Genomic DNA, 20,582 nt, shown 5'->3' on the forward strand with positions numbered 1-20,582 from the left:
GATTTTATTTGCAGGTTATTTTCTTTTTCAAAAAACTTTAATAAGCATACCAGCACACGAAACGATTCGTGCGGGAGCGGGGTTGTTTTTAGCATGTACAGCAATCTTTTAATTTTTGGATGTTTATTTTTTTAAGAATACTTTGTATTGCGGGGGCACAATTTTTTTCTTTTTTGTTAATGAATGTTTTTAGGTTTTCACTTACTATCCAAGTACTCTTTTCCATCTATATTTAACCACCCTTTCTTTCCATCGGGTAAAACAAATCGTAAAAAATATCCTCCTTTCAGTTTTCCCAAATAAGTATATTGCACATCACTGTTTATTGGATAAAGCCCAACAAGTCCATCTTTATATATTCTTACAGGAAGCGATATTTTTTCAATATTTGTTTTTGTATGATACACTACCGGTAATATTTCTGTTAATGTATCATATTGATTTTGATACCTGAACTCGCCATCTAATTTAATCTTCTTAATAGGTCTGTCATCCTCATTAGCATAATATTTATCGTCAACATCTTCTTTCTTTTCTTCTATTAATGTTACCATATTGGGATTGAAAGAAGCGACTTTTGCAAAATTGTATTTTACTATGCCAAACTTATTATCCTTATTAAATGCAAAGAGCCACCCTTTATATTTATATTTATGATTATCCTGAATATTTTTTGTTCCTGATAAAGAATAGAGCCTGTAACCACTCATAGTATTGGCGAAATACACTTTTTTCATTTCTACCCTTTGCCCGTAATAAGACCATAGTTTTACATCAATAAAATTATAGCCGGCTGAATCTGTCTTTAACGTATAGCTTTCACCGTATCCTCCCATGGCGTTGGTACTTCCACAAACGCTTCTGGTAACTTTGAAAGGATATGGTTTTTCTCCTTTCACATCATACTGCTTGTATTTATTCTTGCTAATCACATGTATTATCCGATCTGTAATATGGTATGTCTTGATATTGGAAATATTCAATTTTTCCAATATCATATTGTATACAATAGTTTCGTGTTCTTTATTGGCGATAATAAAATCGTTCTCAATTTTTATTGAATCGTATTCAAAAGGAAGCAGTGTGTCATAGAACAGATTAATCAAGCCGTATTTTTTGTTGCCAAGTTTAGCCGGAAAGTAGAATGAGCGGGGTTCAAATGAGCTAATTGTTTCATGCAGTTCCCTTGCCGAATGCTTCCACGAATCATCAACTTTTTTTTCTGCTACAGATGAAACAGTAATACCCGGAATACTGCAATAAATATTATTGGAATCTGATAAAGGGATAAGACATCCGCCAACCGAACTTTCAGAAAGCAATAACACTATGCGCCGGTTATGACCTAAATCAACTATGCAATAATTAAAAAAGTCTGCCCTCTTGACCCGGTACATCTTTTTCTCGTATCTTTTTTGGTAATGATACTGAACTTCAAAAGCTTTAATCGAATTATCTTCCAGGAAGTAATGCTGTAGCATAAGAATATTCCCTGAAAATTCTTTTAATTTAATAAACCGCTGTTGTTTATTGCTTCCTTCATTTTTTTCCTTTATTATCCATTCGTTAGATGTAAGGTAGGATTGAAATTCCGGCTCGCTCATCTGCTTTATTTGATTAACCGGGATAAGTCTGTTTTTTGCACTATAAAAAAAGTCTGCCGAATCCTTATAATTGTATGTATAGTCAACTTCCGCTGAAAATTTTTCGGGAAGGCTTCCTTCATAGCTTTTGTAATTGTGCAAATCAACCTCAATCTGTTTGTACTTCTCTCCCTGCTTTTTAGCGAAACGAATACCATAGTCCTTTGCTTCAATAATATCTACGCTATCTACTTTAATAATTGGCTGCGCAAACACGCTACAAGAAAGAAAAAGCATTAATAAAAAAAAGAAAATCTTCATAAAAAATGTTTTGTGCAGTGCAATTATTGAATATATTGATCAAAGCCATGATTAGGTCTTTTTTTATTATGAACTGGGCAGCAGAATTACTATGAAACTTCTGTTTCGCCAGCTGGCGAACTCTTCAACAGTTTGTTCTCTATTGGACAATAGTGCATAACAAGACTTAATTAGTTTTCTGATTAATAAACCCTGCTCCCCAAAGTCTTCCCGAACAAGCAAATGTTTTTTTAGCATGCACAACAATCTCTTAATTTTTGAACGTTAGTTTTTTTTAAGAATACTTCATAGAGCGGTAAATTATGTTGTTTGTTGCGCCGTTTTTATTTTACTCTGTTGAAATCAAGCGTGTAAGCATCTGATTGAATGATTTTTTGTAATGTTTGGTCGGGATATTTATAAATATTGAATCCTTTGCTTTCAAAAACAAAATTCGAATCGCCTGATATGGATTTGATTCTTTTTTCTTCGGAATCATCTATTCCGATAAAAAAAACAGACTTAAACTTTTTCCCCATAGACTGATACATATAGCCATCATTTTTATTGACATCGTCTTCAGACTCTTTTGCAAAATTTATCAATTTATCAAAATCAGCTTCTTTGGATTTATCTAACAGTAAAAGGTCTTGATACTTGCTGACAAATGCTCTCGGAAGCAAGGATGATATCAAGCGGGAAACTATTATTTTACTAAACATCTTACTTACGAAAAAGCGTTTCTCCAAACTTGAATTGAACAGAAAAACCTTTGAAGTACTTAAATATTCGCCTCTATAGGCTTCTAATCCAACGATGCCGGAACTGCCTTCTGAAACAATACGGATTTCTTCAAGGTAATGTCCTTCTTTTTCGAGTATGTCATGAACCATTGAGCCTGAAACATAATCGGCCAAATTTCCAAACTCTGTTTTTTCTTGCTCAAAAATGTAATTTTTGTTATCGGGTTTTTTAAAACTGGTTTTCCCAAATCCTAACCGGTCAATAGCAATGATGTGAAATTTGTCTGTAAGTTCTTTATTTTTAAAGTAATCTAAAAAACAGGTGGCATTTTTTCCGGCATCGTGCAACAATACCAAATAGGGTTTTCTTTTTCCGTTTTGATCAGAAACTGTAGTATAGTTTTTTTTGTTGGTAAGGTATTTTATGTTGTAACCTCTTGAATAAATGGAGTCAAATTGAGGTGAAGTCATTTTTTCGCTTGCGAATATTTTGTCAATATCATTCTGATCAGGATTGGAGTAAAAAAAATGGTATTTGCTCCAAATAAACAAAAACCAAAAAACAAGTAAGCCAAGTGTAATCAACAAAAATCTTTTCATATCGTTTTTAAATAAATTATTAATCTAAAATTTTTTCTACAGATCTTAGAGTGAAGGGATTCTCACAGCAATCTCTTAATTTTTGAATGTTTGTTTTTTAGAAACAAAAACCATTCGTCATTTTCATAATCTGGTATAATTTCACCATACTTCTCCCCAAAGACATAATTATTTAGAAAATATTCAAAGTCTCTGATAAAAGTCATTGGAGTACTTGATTCATCACCTCTTTTGAATGTATAAACATTTTGATTGTTGATATCTAATATCAATGGTTCGTATAGAATTTGGCCTATTGATATTAATGATTTTTTAGAGTTTTGCCTATCAAAAAGTATAAATTGATTTCTCTGCAAGTCATTGTGGCTCCATAGGTCAATAGATCCACAACGTGCACCATTTGTAATTTTCAGAAAATCAGAATAAACCCCAATTCTCTTTTCTAATTCCTCATCACTGTTTTCTATTCCCTTTTTTAATTGACCGAAAGTAATATTTGCAGGGTTTTTCTCCAACTCTATTCTGGCTAAACTTATTTTCTGAATAATTTTCGAATCCATTTTTTATGACAATTTTTTAGTATTTTTTTCAATCTTTTAAATTGTTAACTCACTATGTGAAGTCTTATGACTTCATAGCAATAACGATAGTCAATAACAGGTTTGTGATGTTGGAGCAGGTATGAAGTAGAGAGACTTTACACACTATTATCTTAATTTTTGAATATTTATTTTTAAGGATAACTTCGTAGAGCGAAGTACATTTAACGCGACCAAAAGCTATTATAGGGAAGCCTTAGTTCGGAGTCAATTACTTTATCTTTTTGAAAGAATACAGTTAATGTCCAATGATTTAAAACCCAATATTCTATTCTACTATAACCTGTGCCTATATCTCCATATTCTTTTGAGCCTTTTCCCAACATATCTTTCACTTGTGCTCTTGTCAGGCCAATCAATTTTTTATCTCTAACTAAAGTCTTGGCCATTTTTTCAGGCTTATACATTGACTGCATCCAAATTACTTTACTAAAAGTAGTATGATTGAAGTTGTTTTCTAGTAAATAAACTGATGTATAAAGTACAAATAGTATAGGAAAAACAAGTATTCCCAATGCCGTATATTTTTTGTTGGTTCGCAGGTAAAGTGTTGCAATAAAAACGGCAATAGCAAAAATCAGAATTGATATATACAGTTGCAGGATATGCTCATTTTCTATCTGACTTAAAGTTTCTCCTCCTTCAATACTAAAGGTAGAGATGAGGTAAAAAAATCCAATGATTAACAATATTATAATAGTGATGGCCAGGCTGATTAGAAACGATACAATAGGATGATATTTACCCTGCTGACGGGAGCGTCCTTCTTGTGAATTTAGCGAATCGTTGATAAAGTGTAATGGTTTCATAATCAGACAAAAATATCAAAAACAAAAAACAGCAATGGCTTCTAAAAGCCATTTCTGTATTAAAATATGTTTTAATCGAAAGAATGGTTTAACAGTTTTGTAGATCTATTTTTAGAATTATGCTAATCAAAGACTACTTCTATTTTTGAGATTTTCCATTTACCGTTTTCTTTAATCATAGAAACATGCGGTCTGGAATAAAACCCGCCTCCCAGTGAATCTGACAACTTAAGCACAGCCAGTGCAGTATTAGCTTTGACTGAACATTTTTCTATTTGTGCTTTATTTAAAGTTTCGCCCTGACCGTTTGTCCAGATCATGTAATGGGTAAAATCACATTCGTTTCCTTCAACATATTCAGCAGGATTTACGGCTCCGGATTCTTCAACTGCTTTCCAGCTTACGTTTCTTAGTTTGTCTTGGCAGTCTTTGAAAGTGGCAATTTCATTTTCATAAAACTTTGGAGAGAAATAACCGCTGGTTTTTAGGAATTTTTTGTGCTCAGTTGCATCTAAAACGTAGATACTGTCCTTAGATAATACAACATCTGGCGATTCTATAAATTTTTTTAGATAGATATTTTTTAGATACCATTTGTAGAATGCAAGAGCAACTGTTTGAGGCTCATTTTTATCTTCGGTTTTTTTATTGTTCTCTGATTTTTTTTCAGTTGCAATGGCATTGTTTTGCGCAGTTTTAGAATCCTCTTTTTTACAGGAAATAATACTAAAACAAACGAGAAAATAATAAAGCAGAAGTAATCGTTTCATATTCGCCATTTATTAAGAGGTGAGTATTTTCAATTCTTTTGCTATTTCATTTCGCCATTGCTCCATATCTTCAGGTTTTTCGTTGTATTCGTCTATCGAAAGATTTCTTAATCCAAACAAGGCTTCAGATTTATTGAATCCTATTTTATTCGCTACAGACTGGAATTTTTCAATACCAATTTCATCATCAATATGGTCATCAAAATATTCAATCATTATATCCATAAGCAACAATTCCCAATTGTCTCCATAATCGGTATAAATTTGATCGCATTCTAATTCAAATTTTATAATTTTTTGGGATTCATTATCATCAATAAGAACCCAAAAACTTTCTCCAGAACCGTAAATGGGAAGAATGCTTTTGCCATTTAGAATTGTATAGCTTAATATAGTTGGTAAATAAAAATAAGCTCCTTCGACATCTTCTACACGGTAGGCTATTTCTGGAATCTTTCCAATGTTTTCTATAAATTCTTTTGGAAACCCAAAGTTCAAAAGCTCATTTAAACGGTTTTCTTTAGAAATAATTTGAGTCATAGAATAAGAGTTTATTGTTTTTAATGTATTCTAATTGTTGTCAAAGCACAAAAAGATTACCCTTTCAGGATTTTGCTTTTTTGTATCAAATTGCCTCTCTAGGAGAAGTCTTCCCGAACAAGCAACTGTTATTTTTTAGCATGCACAGCAATCTCTTAAATTTTGAACGTTTGTTTTTTAAAGAACACTTTGTAGAATAATATTTTCTACTCCACAAACTACCAATCCCTGTTGTTCTCTATTATTTCGTCGGCATCGGCATCGCTAAGTCCGTATTTTATGGCTAAATCTATGAGTTTATCAAACAGATTTTCGGCCTCAATTGTGGTTATAAAATGTAGTTTATCCTCTAATTTATTAAGTGCCACTACACATTTTTTTAAAGCATTTTTGCAATCTTTTGTTTGGCTTTCTGTTTCAAAAGTGGTAAGCAGTTTTTCGGTTTTTAGTATGGCATCAGCCTCAACAAATTCAAGCCATTCAGTAAAATATTGGGGAACAATATCTTTTTTCTTTTCATTTTTCTTTTCCTCATCCTGAATAAGCCGGCTAAATACCCAGTTAATATCATCAGGCGAATGCGATATCTGAACGCCTTTATTATCACAATCCCAATGTGCTGGCATAGTAAAATCTCTGATAATTTCGGGTTCAAATTTTTCAGAAACTGTGGTGTTTCCAAAATAAACAAGTTTATATTTTTTATATTTTTCACAATTTGTACGGCCATCTTTTACTTTAATTTCTGGAGTGTTGTTCCAATGGCTTACATATAAAATTGTTTTTTTGGGTTTATATTTTATGTTGTAAATCTGAATTAAATCTAATTCCTCAATTGTTTCCGGAAGTTTTGAAAACGATTTTTCGAATACCACCATAAAATAGCCGTAATCATAATTTCCTTCATCATAAGGTGCAGGCAAACCAGTGCTAATATGAATAATCTGGAAAAAGAAATTTTTTTTGTTAACCTCTGTATAAAAAAGGTCGCCAACTTTTGGATTTTTTATACTATTCATTATCACTGTTTTTAGATTTATTTTATAAGGTTTATTGTGCTTGTACTATTGTAAACGTAAAAAAAAGTTCAAAAATTTCACTCCCCAAAATCTTCCCGAACAAGCAATTATTATTTTTTAGCATGCACAGCAATCTCTTAATTTTTGAATGTTTATTTTTTATGGACACTTTGTAGAGTGGAGGTGACTATCCTTTTGACTTTACGATTTTTAAACTTTCGACTTACTTAACTTAATTTTCCCAATATTCTACTCCGGCTTTGTTTATATAACCAAGAAATATATAATCAGGAGATGATTTGTCTTTGGCTAAAACACCAGCAAATTCATTTTCAAAGTCGTGTACTATATCATATTTACAAGAAACAACCAATTTACCTGTGCTATCAACACAACCCAGCTTGCCTTTTAAGTCTACTTTGGCCAACCCGTTTTTAAAGGATTCTGCCCAATCATAGATACAGGGAACAATAAGCTTACCGGTTTTATCCATAAAACCATATTTATTTTTATTGTCAATCATTAATATAAGGCCTTCTTTAAAAGTATCAACAGGATTGCATTCACTTGAAAAAATTTCTTTTCCTGTTGTGTCAATAAAACTTCTTTTACCGTTCTGAAATATATATGCTAATCCCTCGCTAAAGTTTTCAACATAATCATATTTACATGGAATAATTTCTTTTCCTGTTTTGTCTATGAATCCAAATTTATTATCAAGTATAACTCTTGCCAAACCACTATTAAAAAACATTTCCCTTTCGCTAAATGGACTATTTTGTGAAGAATATTTACAGGTCACAATTTCCTTTCCTGTACTATCTATTAATCCCCATTTATTATTAAGTTTTACCCATGCCACTCCGCCATCAAATGATTCTGCACTCTCATACATACAAGGTGTTATTTCCCGTCCAGTTGAGTCAACAAAGCCATATTTTTTATCGAGGCATACCTTTGCAATACCTTCATTGCAATTCTCTGCGTTGTCATATTTATTGGCTATAACCAGTTTACCTTGTTTATTAATAAAACCATATTTTTTATCAATATTAACTATTGCTAAGCCCCCGGAAAAAGAATTTTCAAAATCATACTTACAAGGAATTACTTCTTTTCCTGTTATGTCAATAAAGCCCTCATTTGGATTGCAATATACTTCAGCCAGTCCCTCGCTAAAATCCTCAATCTTTCCATATTTACTCATTATAAGTTGTTTGCCAGTTTTATCTATAAAATACCATCCATTGATTTCAACTCTTGCTAAGCTATTATTAAAACTACGGGCGTTGTTGTATTTGCACGGAATAACCTGCTTGCCCGTTTTGTCAATAAAACCATACAGGTTGTGAAGTTTTACAATGGCAAAACCTTCTTTAAACGGAATAACTTCGTCGTAGTTGCAGGGAATAATAATATGTTTCTTTTCATCGCTAAAGCCCCACTTTTTCCCTTTTCTATAAGGAATCAACAAGGTGTCTTTGTTGTTTGGGGACGTAAAAGTGGAAACAATTTTGTTATGGGGCATGGCTTGTGCATATTGAGAAAATACTGCTTCAATAAAGAGTAGTAAAAAAGCAAATAGGGTTATAAATGTTTTTTTCATAATTTTTTTTTAGTGAAAGACTGGTATTTATAATTACTATCGTGTTGTTTTTTTTACTGAAAAATACCCTGCTCCGCTAAGTCTTCCTGAACAAGCAACTATTATTTTTAGCATGCACAGCAATCGCTTAATTTTTGAACGTTTATTTTTTTAAAAACATTTTGTAGAGTGAGGATGTTTTACCTTCTCTGTATTTGAAATAGTTAATAGTCGCAAACTTTTAATTTCCTGAAGGAAAAGGTGCAACGATAGTATTAGGGTCAATACTTTCAGTAGAGGTGGTTGAAGTCACTTTTCCATCATCGTCAAATGTCTGTTCTGTTTTTTCATTCCCCTTTGATACCGCTTCTTTACACAATTTGCCTTTCCATGTATATGATTTCACTATTTCGCGTACCTCATTAAATCCGGCATTTGTAAAGGTTTGCTTTTCTTCATATAGTCTTCCTTTTTCATCGTATTTTTGAACAATGTCTGCCTGTTGCGCTTCATCACGATACTGATGTTGATATACTTTACCATTATCTAAATAAAACCAGCTTTCTTCTTTATCGATATTTCTTTTTTGATAAACATTTCCTTTTTTATTGAAGTTGAGTTCTATTTTTTCTCCGGTATTACTATAATAAATTGTATCCTGAATTGGCGTATTGGGAGGCGGTTTAATGCCGTATTTTGTTTCAGATTTTTTAATACCGGATTCATATGTGCGGCGCCATACTAATACATTGTGTATAAAACTTTCGCCAACTAAAATACTATCATTTGTATAGGCTTTTGTTAAGCCGTCTATAGTATTATCTTTAAAGAAAACGTTTCCATAAAACCCTTTTCCTTCGAAAATGGCAGGCCCGTTTATTTTTCCATTTTTAGAGATGTGAAATTTGATAACTAAATCTTCAGGTTTTTTTACTGCTATTTTATAATCTCCTTCACGTAAAAATGTGCTGTTTTTCTTCAGTATAGTAAAGCCGTACTCGTTGTTTGTATAAATAGAATTATCTGTTGTAATCTCTTTATATGTCTGAGCATTGGCGGTAATAGTGATTAATGTGATCAATAGACAGAAAAAAGTTTCTGCCACTTTTTGTTTCTTTATAATTTTCATTTGCCGTTTCATAGAGACATAATGTGTTTAATAGCCTCGTTATCAGGTAAAAATATCAAAATCCAAAAACAAAAACAGCTACTAAAAGCCATTACTGTATCAAAATAAGTTTTAACCGAAAGATTATTTTAGCCGTTTTGTGAATCTATTTTAGGATTTGATGAAATGTAAACTTTTTTCAGGACGAGACATCCTTGCGTTTACGAGCGGGACGCTCGCGCGAACTGAGGGGAAAGAGACAAGTTTCATAAATCGCCTCACTAAAAGATTAGATTTTACCTGTAAACTGCACTATCAATTCTACATGCTCTATTAGCTTTACTTTTTTTAGCTTTTTCACATCCTTATTACCGCCCGCCACAAGAATTGGCTCATAACCGAAACATTCATCATGAGCAGGTATACCCAATAGATCAACGGCGTCCTTATATGGTTCCCAACTAAATTCGTCTTGTAAATATTCTTCATCAGGCAGACATCTTGTAAAGAATATATCATAATCCTTTCCTGCCACCTCAATATTTCTATGACGAAAGTCTAAGAAATAGAGAAAGTCATCTTTTTTTACAATTAGGTCTCCCATTCCTGTTGCAAAAAGAACAAAATAATTTTCATTATAATCTGACCAGGATTTCTGCAACAAATCTTTGTAATTATCGGGATTTACAATTTTTATATAGCCATTTAGAATTTCACCAAAGCCATATTCTTGCCAAATATCCAGAACTTTGGAATCTAATTTTCCTTTGTATTTTTCAATTATGGTTGTCGATGGATTTTCAGTAAATCGAAAATCATTAAACAAATCGTTACTCATAGTTCTTAAGTGTTTAAATGACATTGATAGAGAATCTTGATTTTATATTTTAAGCTTTTCTTAAAAGCTCAACAATTTTAATTTTAAAATTGTCTGTAAAAGCAAGTGTAAGGACAGTCTCGTTTTTATCATTGTTAATGTTTTTGTCAGTCTCCCCGCTACCGCACGTATCCTTTCGTGGGGTACGTATACAACTTTATTTTTCAGAAAACTATTTATTCAATATATCTACCAACCATTCATGCTCTTCATTACTTAGCGGAAATTTATACCCTAACAACAAACATTGCATATTGAGCCACATTTGTTGTTTCATGAATATTTTAAATTGCATCGTATAGTCTAACTTTTCAGGCAGTAATTTTAGTTTCTTTATTCTTTCATTGTTTCTGTTTTTTAGTGTTTTTACATCTTCTGCAGATATATTTTTAATAGAAGGCATTTTATTTGCCTGTTCTATCTGAATGTTTTTTACCAGATAAAAACCCATTGTTTTTTCTAAATTAAGAGGTTTAGAAATAAAGTTTTCTACTTGTTCTTTATTTACAAAAACGGTGTCAGTGTACATAGATAAGGCATTTTCGTTTTCAATAAATTCTAATACTGCCAAGCCCTTAGTTTTTGCACCATTAAATTTATCCTGCTTAAAAAAATAGATGTTTTCTTTCGTAGTGCTTTCCAGAGGGACAATAAATTGAGTTTTCTCTTTGGTCTGGTCATTAATAGATGTTATTTCAAGGCTTTTTTTGTTTTCTATTTTAGCTGTCAAAATAGTGTTGTTTAACTCTTTGTCAAAAAGCCTGAATACTTCGGTTTCCTGAGAATGGCAACCGCTAAAGAAAAATAAAATTGTCAGGGCTATAAAGTATTGTTTCATGTGTTGTTGTTCGTTATGCTTTTAATGAAATATAATCATCTCGTTATCAGGTAAAAATATCAAAAGCAAAAAAACGAAATAGCTTCTAAAAGCTATTATTGTATCAAAATAAGTTTTGATTTATGCGCCTTCTAAAGTCTTCCGAAACAAGCAAATGTTATTTTTTAGCATGCACAGCAATCTCTTAATTTTTGAACGTTTATTTTTTAAAGAACACTTTGCAGAGCGGGTTACAGACTTATAACTACTTAATTAATGCTCTTTGACTAATGAGCTATAAACCAGCATTAACCCTAATGGTAGAAATAAAAACAAGGCTCCTATAATGCCACATATGCGTGCAGTACCACGTCCAAGATAACGACTTATCTGGCCCATTGTCCATTTATGGTGATACTCGCCATCGGGTGCATATAACCAGTCCCAATCTTTAATGGCGCCAATAATCATTAATATACCCATGCTGGTTAAGGCTGATCCAAGTATCAACATTGCTGTATTCTGGTGGGTATCTATCCAGTTGCCAAAGTCTAAATTGTCTTTTTTCATTTAAAATATTAATAAATTTTACAAATTGAGTGACGGATTGTGTTATTATAAAGGGAAAATTTCTTATCTGTTTTTATTCTTCCAATGTGTCTTCATTGATAAAGTTGTAGTTATCCTCTATTAGTATTTTAGGTAATCCTCAAAACTATCAGCAATTACCATAAACTCGTCTGGGGCGTGAAAAAACCTGACTATCTGACCCTTTTTCCTTCTGCTGGCGCGAGCGCCCTGCTCGTGAACTTCGCGAATTATTAATGAAATGTAATAGTTTCATTATCAGGTAAAAATATCAGAAAACCAAAATATAAACAGTCACTAAAAGTCATGATTGTATCAAAATAAGTTTTAAACGAAAGATTATTTTAGCCGTTTTGTGAATCTATTTGGGGAGTAAGTTTAAATTATGTAAACTTTTCAGGACTAGACATTTTGCGTTCACGAGCAAGATGCTCACGCCAGATGAGAGCATAACACTTCGACCAGTTGCATGACCAAGAATATAAACTATTCGACCTTATTAAGATAGTAGTGCAATTGAGAAAGATCTCTATAAATACTTCTATCTTTAAATGTAAAGTTTTGAGATTTAGTAAGTGTTTCGATAAGTTTTGTTTGAGCTTCCAGTTCATTTTTTACTAAAGGAGTATTTATATTATCATCAAAATATCCCAATGATTCATTTTCAATTATTACATCCATTATTTGAATTGTGATCTCTCCAAAATTTGAACCGAATCGAATATTGTTTGATAAACCTTGATATATGAAATCCAGATAGATAATAATCTGCTTGATTGCCCCGTGTGGCAGGTAAAAGTCATTTAGTAGTCCAATTTCTTCCTCATCAATAGGATAAAAATTACTATACACCTTTTCTAATTCTACTTTATGAACATGTTTATTTTCGATGCAACTCCATAAAAAAAACCAGATTGGTTTGATCTTTTTTGAATAATCTGGAGTTTCTTTTTCAAATTTTTCAAATATGTCATATGCGTAGTTTACATTCCATAAAGCCCAGAACAGCAAATTTTCGTCTAATATTTTAGGATAATTGTCATTAATATCTTTTTGATACTCTTTGAAATTCATATATGTTAGTTGAATTAATAAAATGCAATAGCTTCATTATCAGACAAAAATATCAAAAACCAAAACCAAAAACAGCTACTAAAAGCCATTACTGTATCAAAATAAGTTTTAAACAAAATATTATTTTAGCTGTTTTGTAAATCTATTTGGGGAATAAGTCTAAATGTGTAATTTTTCAGGACGAGACAGGGAATAGTTTTGCTTCGTACTTATACATAATTACCAGTATTTGCTTTCGGCATCAGACCAGTCAATTTGATTGCTATTCATCCAAGATGTTTTATTAGATTTTTGATTTGGATTTTCAAAGAAATCACAAATAATTTCCCATGCCAATTTAAGAGATAAACATGACCCTTGTGGAATTAAAGTTTCATCTCCTGCATCAACTATTATATCCATTGAGGACTTATCATTAACACTATACCAACTTTGCCCTTCTCTGGCATTTGGGATATTATAATCATAACGGAATGAAAAACCATGATTAATATAATTTACAAAGAAGAGTATAATTTTTTGTCCATCATTTCGATTATACTCAAAAGATCCTGAATTTGAGTATTCCCAATCCTCATCTTTATAATTTAAAAAATAAGATTTGTAATCATTTAGATTTGCATTTTTCGTTAATGGGTTTTCTAAAAAAACAGCTTTAATATTCATTTCTATAATGTAAATTCCATTTCTCTATTGTGAACTTAATAAATCATTACTAAGTTTAATTGCTTTATAAGCAGGTAAAAATATCAAAAACCAAAAATAAAAATAGCTACTAAAAGCCATTACTGTATCAAAATAAGTTTTAACCAAAACATTATTTTTAATTATTTTGCCAATCTGTTTTAAGATTTGATGTAAAGTGTAATGTTTTTTCAGTCAGTTTTTGGGCTATTTTTAATATTTTCAATTGCAATTTGAGCCATTTTTGAAATAGAATATTGGGTTTTCTTTGAGCTTCCATGACCATGCCAGTCTATTGAAAGCTTTGTTTCGGGGTGCAGATCATCTAGTAATAGTTTTTCAAGAAAAATTATTGATTCCTGATTATTAGTGTTGCTTAAAAGCCTTGCACATTGATATCTGAAAAATGGGTTTTTATGTGTTGTATTTAGCTGTAGATATTTTACACCAATATTATACTGTTCCTCTAATAATTGTTTAGCATATAAAATAAAAATTCTTTCTTCATCTTCTGAGTTTAAATCATGCGAGTGTTCTGATAAGTAAGAGCTATTAAATTCGTAAAGTTTGTCGTTGTTAATAGTCATTAACCAGATTCCATTCTCGTTCCAGAATTTTTCTGATTTAAATTGGTATAAGTTATCTGTTGAAATTAAAAACTTTTCAGAGCGCTTGTTTCCATTGTTAAACCACTCCGTTAAACTCATCTTTTCTCTCTCATATTCAAAAAGAAGTGTTTTGTTTTTATCTTCAATTTTCACCATGAGTAATGTTCCCTCATGGTATGTTTTGGTGTGTTTGTTTTCGCTGATCCATGAAAAGTGTGTACTTACGGGAACTCCATTTTGATAAAATCCTTCTCGCATTATTTTATTATTCTTTTTATCAAAAAAATAAGTATGCCCATGTACAATTCCATTATAAAAACGCCATTTTTCATATGAGCCATCATCAAATTCATCTATGGCTATACCAGTAAATTTTTTCTTCTTATAAATTGCACCATAGAGAACACATTCATCTTCCCAATCAAGTTCGTCATATTTTATTTTTAATTCTGTCACTTTTTACTTTTTAAGGATTTAATCGAAAGATTGTTTTTGATTGTTTTGCCAATCTATATTGGGAGCAAGTCTAACTATGTAAACTTTTCAGGACGAGACAGGAGACTGTATAAACTTGTAATTTACGGCTAGCCACATCTAATGCCAAATCTGGATTAGGTAGAATGTATTTTGTATTATTTGAATTTTGGATAGTTTTTGTTCCAATATTCTTCGATGAAATTCCATTTGCCTGTATTAGAATCTAAGACTGAATAGGGAAGTTTTTTTATCAGTTTTAAATTATTTTCATCATTGTTGAGCACTCTGGAGATTTGAATACTTTGCGGTTCTTCTTCATCGTCACAACCTTTTCCATAAATATAGCCTAGTTCGACGGTCTCAAAATTTTTGAACGTAAATAGTTTACTTGTCCAATTCATATCAGCACAACCTGCCCGGCAATAGCTGTACCAATAATTAGGATTGGATTTTAACTGAACAGGTTCACGGATACGTTCAAAACCTATAGATTTTACAAAAGTATTATTTAATGAATCATACAAATAAAGTTCATGGTCGCCCCTTTGTTCTCCACGAGAAAACAGGATGTCAAAATTACCATCATTATTAAAATCTATAAATTCATGATTATAAAGTCCCTCTTTTTCAATGTAGGTTGTGAAAATTTTTAAAGAGTCTCTCTTAACCAGGACCAAAAGCGTATCACTATTTTCTAAATCGGGATCAATAGTTGCAATGTAGAAGGAATGCCCTTTGGAAAACACAGTTGTATCTGAGTTGAAATAACTTTCTACCGTTGTAGTGTCTGCTGCTACTTGTTTTACAACAACAGTATTGTTTCTTTTGCTGCACGAAGTCAATACGGCTATTACGGTAAGTATAAAACTTAATTCTGTTTTCATGTTTTAAAGCTTTTGTGCAATGCTGTGTATTATGTGATAATGTTTGGAATAAAGCATAAAAGAAATTCAGGCATTAGAATACTATGACATATGCTTAAAAAATCTGTAAATTTTTAGACCTGACAGATTGTAAAAATCTACCAGTTCTGAATTTTTATCCTTTTAAAATTTTACTTTTCTCAGCATCAAATTCTTCCGAAGTCAAAATTCCGGCATCGAGTAATTCTTTAAGATCTAATAAAGCTTTTTTCTTGGCTTCCATTGAATTTGAAGTATCAGCTTTTGGTGCTTCCGTTTGTGGAGTAGTTTGTATTGGATTAACAACGGTTCCGGATGGAGCATATTTCAGAATCAGTTCAGTAATTTCATTAAAGCCTTTTACATTCGAATAATCAATTGCTTTTTGCTCTTTTATGTTTACAATTGAGGCATCGGCATTATGATCCAGTAAATATTTTACAACATCTTTTTTGCCGTTTGTGGCACTGTAATGTAAAGGTGTATTTCCGGATTCGTCTTGTATATTGATGTTGGCTCCGGCTTCAATAAGTAATTTTACCATGCTTAGGTTGCCTTTTTTAGTCGCCACGTGCAAAAGGCTTTCTCCGCCGTAAGTATAACTGCTGTTTAATGTGAAACTGGATTCGTTGGCAATGTTGGACGCGCTAACCACCCAATCCAAATAATCATTCATAGACGAAGTATCGCCCGCCACAGGTTTGCTGTAATTTACATCAACACCGTTTTCTAAAAACAAAGCCACAATTTCCTTTTGATTATTCGCGCAGGCGTACCAAATTGGAGAATAGCCATTGTTGTTGGATGTAAATACATCGGCACCTTTTTCTACCAGAAGTTTAGCCAGCATTCGGTTGGTTTCGTAACAGGCAATCAAAAGAGTATTTTCGCCTGCATGATTTACATGATTAATAGCTGCACCATTATCCAAAAGCAACGTAACCATTGGGATCGATTTAGTATAACAGGCATAAAGTAATGGTGTATTTCCTTGCTTGTCTGTCACATTAATATCGGCTCCTTTGTCTAAAAGCAATTGAATAATTTCCCGGTTTAATTTTGTAGAAGCTAATAAAAGCGGTGTTTCTCCATTGTTATTCAAAAGATTAACGTCAATTCCTGCTTCAAGCAACTTTGTTGCAATTTCGATTTGAGCGGTTTGAACCACTAAATGCAAAAGACTGTTTCCGTATTTATCATTCCTGGTAATTTCTGCCCCATTTTCCAGTAAATGCAATGCAGTTTGTTTTTGTTTTTGCAGACAGGCAAAGTACAAAGGCGTTTCTCCCTGATGATCCTCGTAGTTGATATCGGCACCATCCTCGCATAATATTTTGACAATATCAAGATATCCTCTGTGAGCGGCATAATGCAGGGCAGTTCTTCCTCTTTCATCAGTATATTTTACGTCGACTTCTTTATTTTGAAGCAGTAACTCGGCTATTTTTCGGTTCCCGTTTTCACAGGCAATTATAAATGACATTGACATAAGTTGCTGTTTTTATATAAATTTTGTAGTTAGGATTTCATTAAAAGTTCAACAGTTTTAACTTTCAGATTATCTCCGGATGCCAGCATAAGAGCAGTTTCGTCTTTATCATTCGTAATATCTTTGTCGGCACCATTTTCAAGTAATAATTTTACTTTTCTATAGATTTCTTTGGCAGCTTCGGCATCATAATTTACATTGTAGGCACAAACTTTATGCAACAAAGTATTGCCTTCGTTATCCTGTTCATTAATATCAATTGATACTGTGTTTAAAACAGAATTTAAAATACCTGCCTTTTTTTCTGCGATATAATCCAATCCTGATTTTGGTTTTCCGTAATATTCGGCACAAAAATTCAAATCAGCACCATCTGATAATAATCGTTCTAAAAATTTCAAATTATTCTCAGAATCTGACATCATACTTATGAATTCGGTTAGTAAAGTTCTGCCATTTTTGTTTATAATGTTAAAATTGGCTGTAACCGCAGAAGCTAAAAGATCATACAATTCAAAAGACATCTGTTCTGCAACGGCATAGAAAAACGCATTGTTTTCCAGATCATCAGTTTCATTGGGATCAGCACCGTTTTCAAGAAATATTGCAACATATTCTTTTTTATTTCTCTTTACTGCCCACATTAACGGTGTTGTGCCAACAATGTTTCTTTCGTTAACATCCAGACCGTTTTCCAGTAATAAATGAATATACTCTTTGCCTTTTTCTGTATCTAAACTATAATTATTTAAGACATTGTAAATAAAACTTTCACCTGCATTGTTTTTAAATAAAGCATTACAGCCAAAATCTTCAATGAGGCTTTTAATGATTTTTACAGGGGCTTTCTTTGTAATACAATATCCCAGCACCGTCTGATCACTGATTTCATCATTAAAATTGTCCATTTTTGACATTACTTCTTTAAAAAAAGAAACAGATTCGTCATCGTCATTAAAGTTCTGATCAATAATGCTAAAGATGGATTTATCAAAATTATCAAGTTCATAAACATCCGTTTCAATAAATCCCGCCTTGATTAGAGCGTCTATTAAATCAAGAGCTTTTGCTTTAAAAATTAAAGAGGTGATTTGAAAAAAATTGTTCTTAAGATATTGCTCAGAAAAGGCTTCTCCGTTTTTAAGACACTCTCTGGCAGCATCAAAATTTCCCTGAAAAATGTATTGTTCTATTTGGTTTTGTGTAGACATGTGAAAAAAAATTATGAAAATGAAAGATAAAACTTAATTATTATTTATGTGCGTTTCCTGAATAAAAAATATCGGCGAAGATTAAAACGTAAAACTTATAAATGTAGTCTAAAAATAGAAGACAAAAAGAACCCTTCAGGACATAAAAAAAACAAATTAAGGTATTTTTTCAGAGTGTTATTTAAGAATTTTCTATCATTTTTTACTGAAAAAGAATTCAGATAAAATCTGTTTTCCAGCAAACAAAGTGCGTTTTTTTATTTAACAAGCCTTTAGAATTAATCGATAAAAAGCAAACTAAAAAAAATACTATCTTTACCGATCGAACGTTTATGAACTTAAGTTGCTTTTTTGCAACACTACATATATAATTATGGCATGTACAAGTTGTTCAACCTCAGATGGTGGTGCACCAAAAGGTTGTAAAAATAATGGGACTTGCGGCACCGATAGCTGCAATAAATTGACGGTTTTTGACTGGCTCGCGAACATGAGTCCGGCTAATGGAGAGGCTATTTTTGACTGCGTTGAGGTTCGTTTTAAAAACGGACGCAAGGAATTTTTTAGAAATTCAGAGAAATTAACTTTAAGTATTGGTGATATAGTAGCAACTGTTGCTTCACCGGGACATGATATTGGAATTGTGACTTTGACAGGAGAATTGGTAAAAATTCAAATGAAGAAAAAAGGAGTAAATCCTGAGAGTAACGAAGTTCCAAAAATTTACAGAAAAGCATCCCAAAAAGATATCGATATCTGGTCTGTAGCGCGTGATCGTGAAGAACCAATGAAAGTTCGCGCTCGTGAACTCGCAATTCAGCATAAACTGGAAATGAAAATTTCTGATATCGAATTTCAGGGAGACGGATCAAAAGCTACTTTTTATTACACAGCAAATGACAGAGTCGATTTTAGACTTTTGATTAAAGACTTTGCTAAAGAATTTAGCACCAGAGTCGAAATGAAACAAGTTGGTTTCCGTCAGGAAGCAGCTCGCTTGGGCGGAATTGGTTCTTGCGGCAGAGAACTTTGCTGTTCAACCTGGTTAACAGACTTTAGAAGTGTGAACACTTCGGCAGCACGTTACCAGCAGCTTTCATTAAACCCGCAAAAACTGGCTGGACAATGCGGAAAATTAAAGTGTTGTCTAAACTATGAGTTAGATACTTACATGGACGCCTTAAAAGATTTTCCGGATTACGATACCAAGCTGGTAACCGAAAAAGGAGATGCAATCTGTCAGAAACAAGATATTTTTAAAGGCTTAATGTGGTTTGCTTATACCAACAACTTTGCAAACTGGCATGTTTTGAAAATTGATCAGGTAAAAGAGATCATTGCCGAAAATAAACAAAAAAACAAAGTTTCTTCATTAGAAGATTTTGCAATAGAAGTGACTTCAGAACCTGAAAAAGACTTTAATAATGCAATGGGGCAGGAAAGTTTAACACGTTTTGATCAGCCAAAAAGAAAGAAAAAGCCAAATCGCAAACGCAAACCAAGTGCAGAAGCAGCGGTTGTGGCAACTCCGGCCAAACCTCAGGCAGCTCCAAATCAAAACAAGCCAGCCGGGGCAAATTCTAACAAAGGAAACAATCCGAACAAAGGAAATAAACCGAATCATAACAAGTCGAACCAATCGAATAAGCCTAACAATTCGAACGATAAAAAGCCGACTGAACCTAGAAAACCTATAATTATTACTAAAAATGAGAATAAAAAATAGTGCGATTCTTCTTTTGGTAGCAATACTTCTTTTTTCATGTGATAAAAAAAGAGTATTTGATGAATACAAATCTGTTGGAAGTGCCTGGAACAAAGACAGTGTTGTAACCTTCGATCTGCCAGTTTTAGATTCAACCAAAAAATACAATTTATTTATAAATTTGAGGGACAATAACAATTATCCGTTCAAAAATTTGTTTTTAATTGTGGCTATCGAAACGCCAAGTGGTTTCACTAAAGTAGATACTTTAGAATATGAAATGGCAAAACCTGACGGAACCTTGCTGGGGAACGGTTTTACGGATATCAAAGAAAGTAAACTTTACTACAAAGAAGATGTAAAGTTTAGAGGAAAATACAAAGTACACATCAAACAAGCCGTTAGAGAATCAGGTAAAATTCCGGGAGTTCAGGCTTTAGAAGGTATTACAGACGTAGGTTTTAGAATAGAACAAAAAGATTAGAAAAATAGTT

Annotated in this window: 20 protein-coding genes; 2 read left to right on the top strand and 18 right to left on the bottom strand. The window is 32.4% G+C overall.

The window, feature by feature from the left end:
• Positions 1–197: 197 nt before the first annotated feature.
• From A4F88_RS06975 to A4F88_RS07060, 18 genes are all read right to left on the bottom strand, one after another.
• Positions 198–1,904, bottom strand: a complete 1,707-nt coding sequence (locus A4F88_RS06975; protein ID WP_068841860.1) for a hypothetical protein — start codon at positions 1,902–1,904, stop codon at positions 198–200.
• 323 nt (positions 1,905–2,227) lie between these two features.
• Entirely contained in the window at positions 2,228–3,226 is a 999-nt protein-coding gene (locus tag A4F88_RS06980) for a hypothetical protein (protein ID WP_068841861.1), read from the bottom strand.
• A gap of 62 nt (positions 3,227–3,288) precedes the next feature.
• Positions 3,289–3,786: a hypothetical protein gene (locus A4F88_RS06985; protein WP_068841862.1), complete on the bottom strand. Its 498-nt coding sequence runs from the start codon at positions 3,784–3,786 to the stop codon at positions 3,289–3,291.
• Between the two features lie 203 nt (positions 3,787–3,989).
• The gene (locus tag A4F88_RS06990) at positions 3,990–4,634 is read right to left on the bottom strand and encodes a hypothetical protein (RefSeq protein ID WP_068841863.1); all 645 of its coding nucleotides are present in this window, start codon (positions 4,632–4,634) and stop codon (positions 3,990–3,992) included.
• Positions 4,635–4,756: 122 nt separating this feature from the next.
• Positions 4,757–5,404, bottom strand: coding sequence for a hypothetical protein (locus tag A4F88_RS06995; protein ID WP_068841864.1), 648 nt, complete (start codon positions 5,402–5,404; stop codon positions 4,757–4,759).
• Between the two features lie 12 nt (positions 5,405–5,416).
• Positions 5,417–5,944 carry a hypothetical protein gene (locus A4F88_RS07000; protein ID WP_068841865.1) on the bottom strand — a complete coding sequence of 176 codons (528 nt, stop codon included), beginning with the start codon at positions 5,942–5,944 and terminating at the stop codon, positions 5,417–5,419.
• Positions 5,945–6,162: 218 nt separating this feature from the next.
• Positions 6,163–6,963 (bottom strand): hypothetical protein, encoded by an 801-nt coding sequence (locus A4F88_RS07005; protein ID WP_068841866.1) that lies wholly within the window; start codon positions 6,961–6,963, stop codon positions 6,163–6,165.
• A 232-nt stretch (positions 6,964–7,195) separates the two neighbouring features.
• Positions 7,196–8,569, bottom strand: coding sequence for a WG repeat-containing protein (locus A4F88_RS07010; RefSeq protein ID WP_068841867.1), 1,374 nt, complete (start codon positions 8,567–8,569; stop codon positions 7,196–7,198).
• Positions 8,570–8,789: 220 nt separating this feature from the next.
• Positions 8,790–9,677, bottom strand: coding sequence for a hypothetical protein (locus A4F88_RS07015; protein ID WP_156062655.1), 888 nt, complete (start codon positions 9,675–9,677; stop codon positions 8,790–8,792).
• Positions 9,678–9,945: 268 nt separating this feature from the next.
• Positions 9,946–10,494 (bottom strand): T6SS immunity protein Tdi1 domain-containing protein, encoded by a 549-nt coding sequence (locus A4F88_RS07020; protein ID WP_068841869.1) that lies wholly within the window; start codon positions 10,492–10,494, stop codon positions 9,946–9,948.
• A 211-nt stretch (positions 10,495–10,705) separates the two neighbouring features.
• A complete protein-coding gene (locus A4F88_RS07025) occupies positions 10,706–11,371 on the bottom strand; it encodes a hypothetical protein (RefSeq protein ID WP_068841870.1) in 666 nt (221 codons plus the stop codon).
• 252 nt (positions 11,372–11,623) lie between these two features.
• Complete coding sequence (locus A4F88_RS07030) at positions 11,624–11,920, bottom strand: Imm17 family immunity protein (RefSeq protein ID WP_209442820.1); 297 nt, start codon at positions 11,918–11,920, stop codon at positions 11,624–11,626.
• Positions 11,921–12,424: 504 nt separating this feature from the next.
• On the bottom strand, positions 12,425–13,012 hold the full coding sequence (locus A4F88_RS07035) for a hypothetical protein (RefSeq protein ID WP_068841871.1): 588 nt from the start codon (positions 13,010–13,012) through the stop codon (positions 12,425–12,427).
• Positions 13,013–13,231: 219 nt separating this feature from the next.
• Positions 13,232–13,678, bottom strand: a complete 447-nt coding sequence (locus tag A4F88_RS25655) for a hypothetical protein (RefSeq protein ID WP_068841872.1) — start codon at positions 13,676–13,678, stop codon at positions 13,232–13,234.
• A 209-nt stretch (positions 13,679–13,887) separates the two neighbouring features.
• The gene (locus tag A4F88_RS07045) at positions 13,888–14,760 is read right to left on the bottom strand and encodes a hypothetical protein (RefSeq protein ID WP_068841873.1); all 873 of its coding nucleotides are present in this window, start codon (positions 14,758–14,760) and stop codon (positions 13,888–13,890) included.
• 176 nt (positions 14,761–14,936) lie between these two features.
• Complete coding sequence (locus A4F88_RS07050; RefSeq protein WP_068841874.1) at positions 14,937–15,665, bottom strand: hypothetical protein; 729 nt, start codon at positions 15,663–15,665, stop codon at positions 14,937–14,939.
• A 154-nt stretch (positions 15,666–15,819) separates the two neighbouring features.
• Positions 15,820–17,172: an ankyrin repeat domain-containing protein gene (locus A4F88_RS07055; protein ID WP_068841875.1), complete on the bottom strand. Its 1,353-nt coding sequence runs from the start codon at positions 17,170–17,172 to the stop codon at positions 15,820–15,822.
• A gap of 29 nt (positions 17,173–17,201) precedes the next feature.
• Positions 17,202–18,383, bottom strand: coding sequence for an ankyrin repeat domain-containing protein (locus A4F88_RS07060; RefSeq protein WP_068841876.1), 1,182 nt, complete (start codon positions 18,381–18,383; stop codon positions 17,202–17,204).
• Between the two features lie 373 nt (positions 18,384–18,756).
• Here A4F88_RS07060 and A4F88_RS07065 point away from each other — a divergent pair, with 373 nt between their 5' ends.
• Together A4F88_RS07065 and A4F88_RS07070 are read left to right on the top strand one after the other, a co-directional pair.
• Positions 18,757–20,109: a PSP1 domain-containing protein gene (locus A4F88_RS07065; protein WP_068841877.1), complete on the top strand. Its 1,353-nt coding sequence runs from the start codon at positions 18,757–18,759 to the stop codon at positions 20,107–20,109.
• Positions 20,093–20,572, top strand: coding sequence for a gliding motility lipoprotein GldH (locus tag A4F88_RS07070; protein ID WP_068841878.1), 480 nt, complete (start codon positions 20,093–20,095; stop codon positions 20,570–20,572). Before A4F88_RS07065 ends, A4F88_RS07070 begins: the two co-directional genes overlap by 17 nt.
• Positions 20,573–20,582: the final 10 nt, after the last annotated feature.

Source organism: Flavobacterium chilense (assembly GCF_001602525.1).
GTDB classification, from domain to species: Bacteria; Bacteroidota; Bacteroidia; order Flavobacteriales; family Flavobacteriaceae; genus Flavobacterium; species Flavobacterium chilense.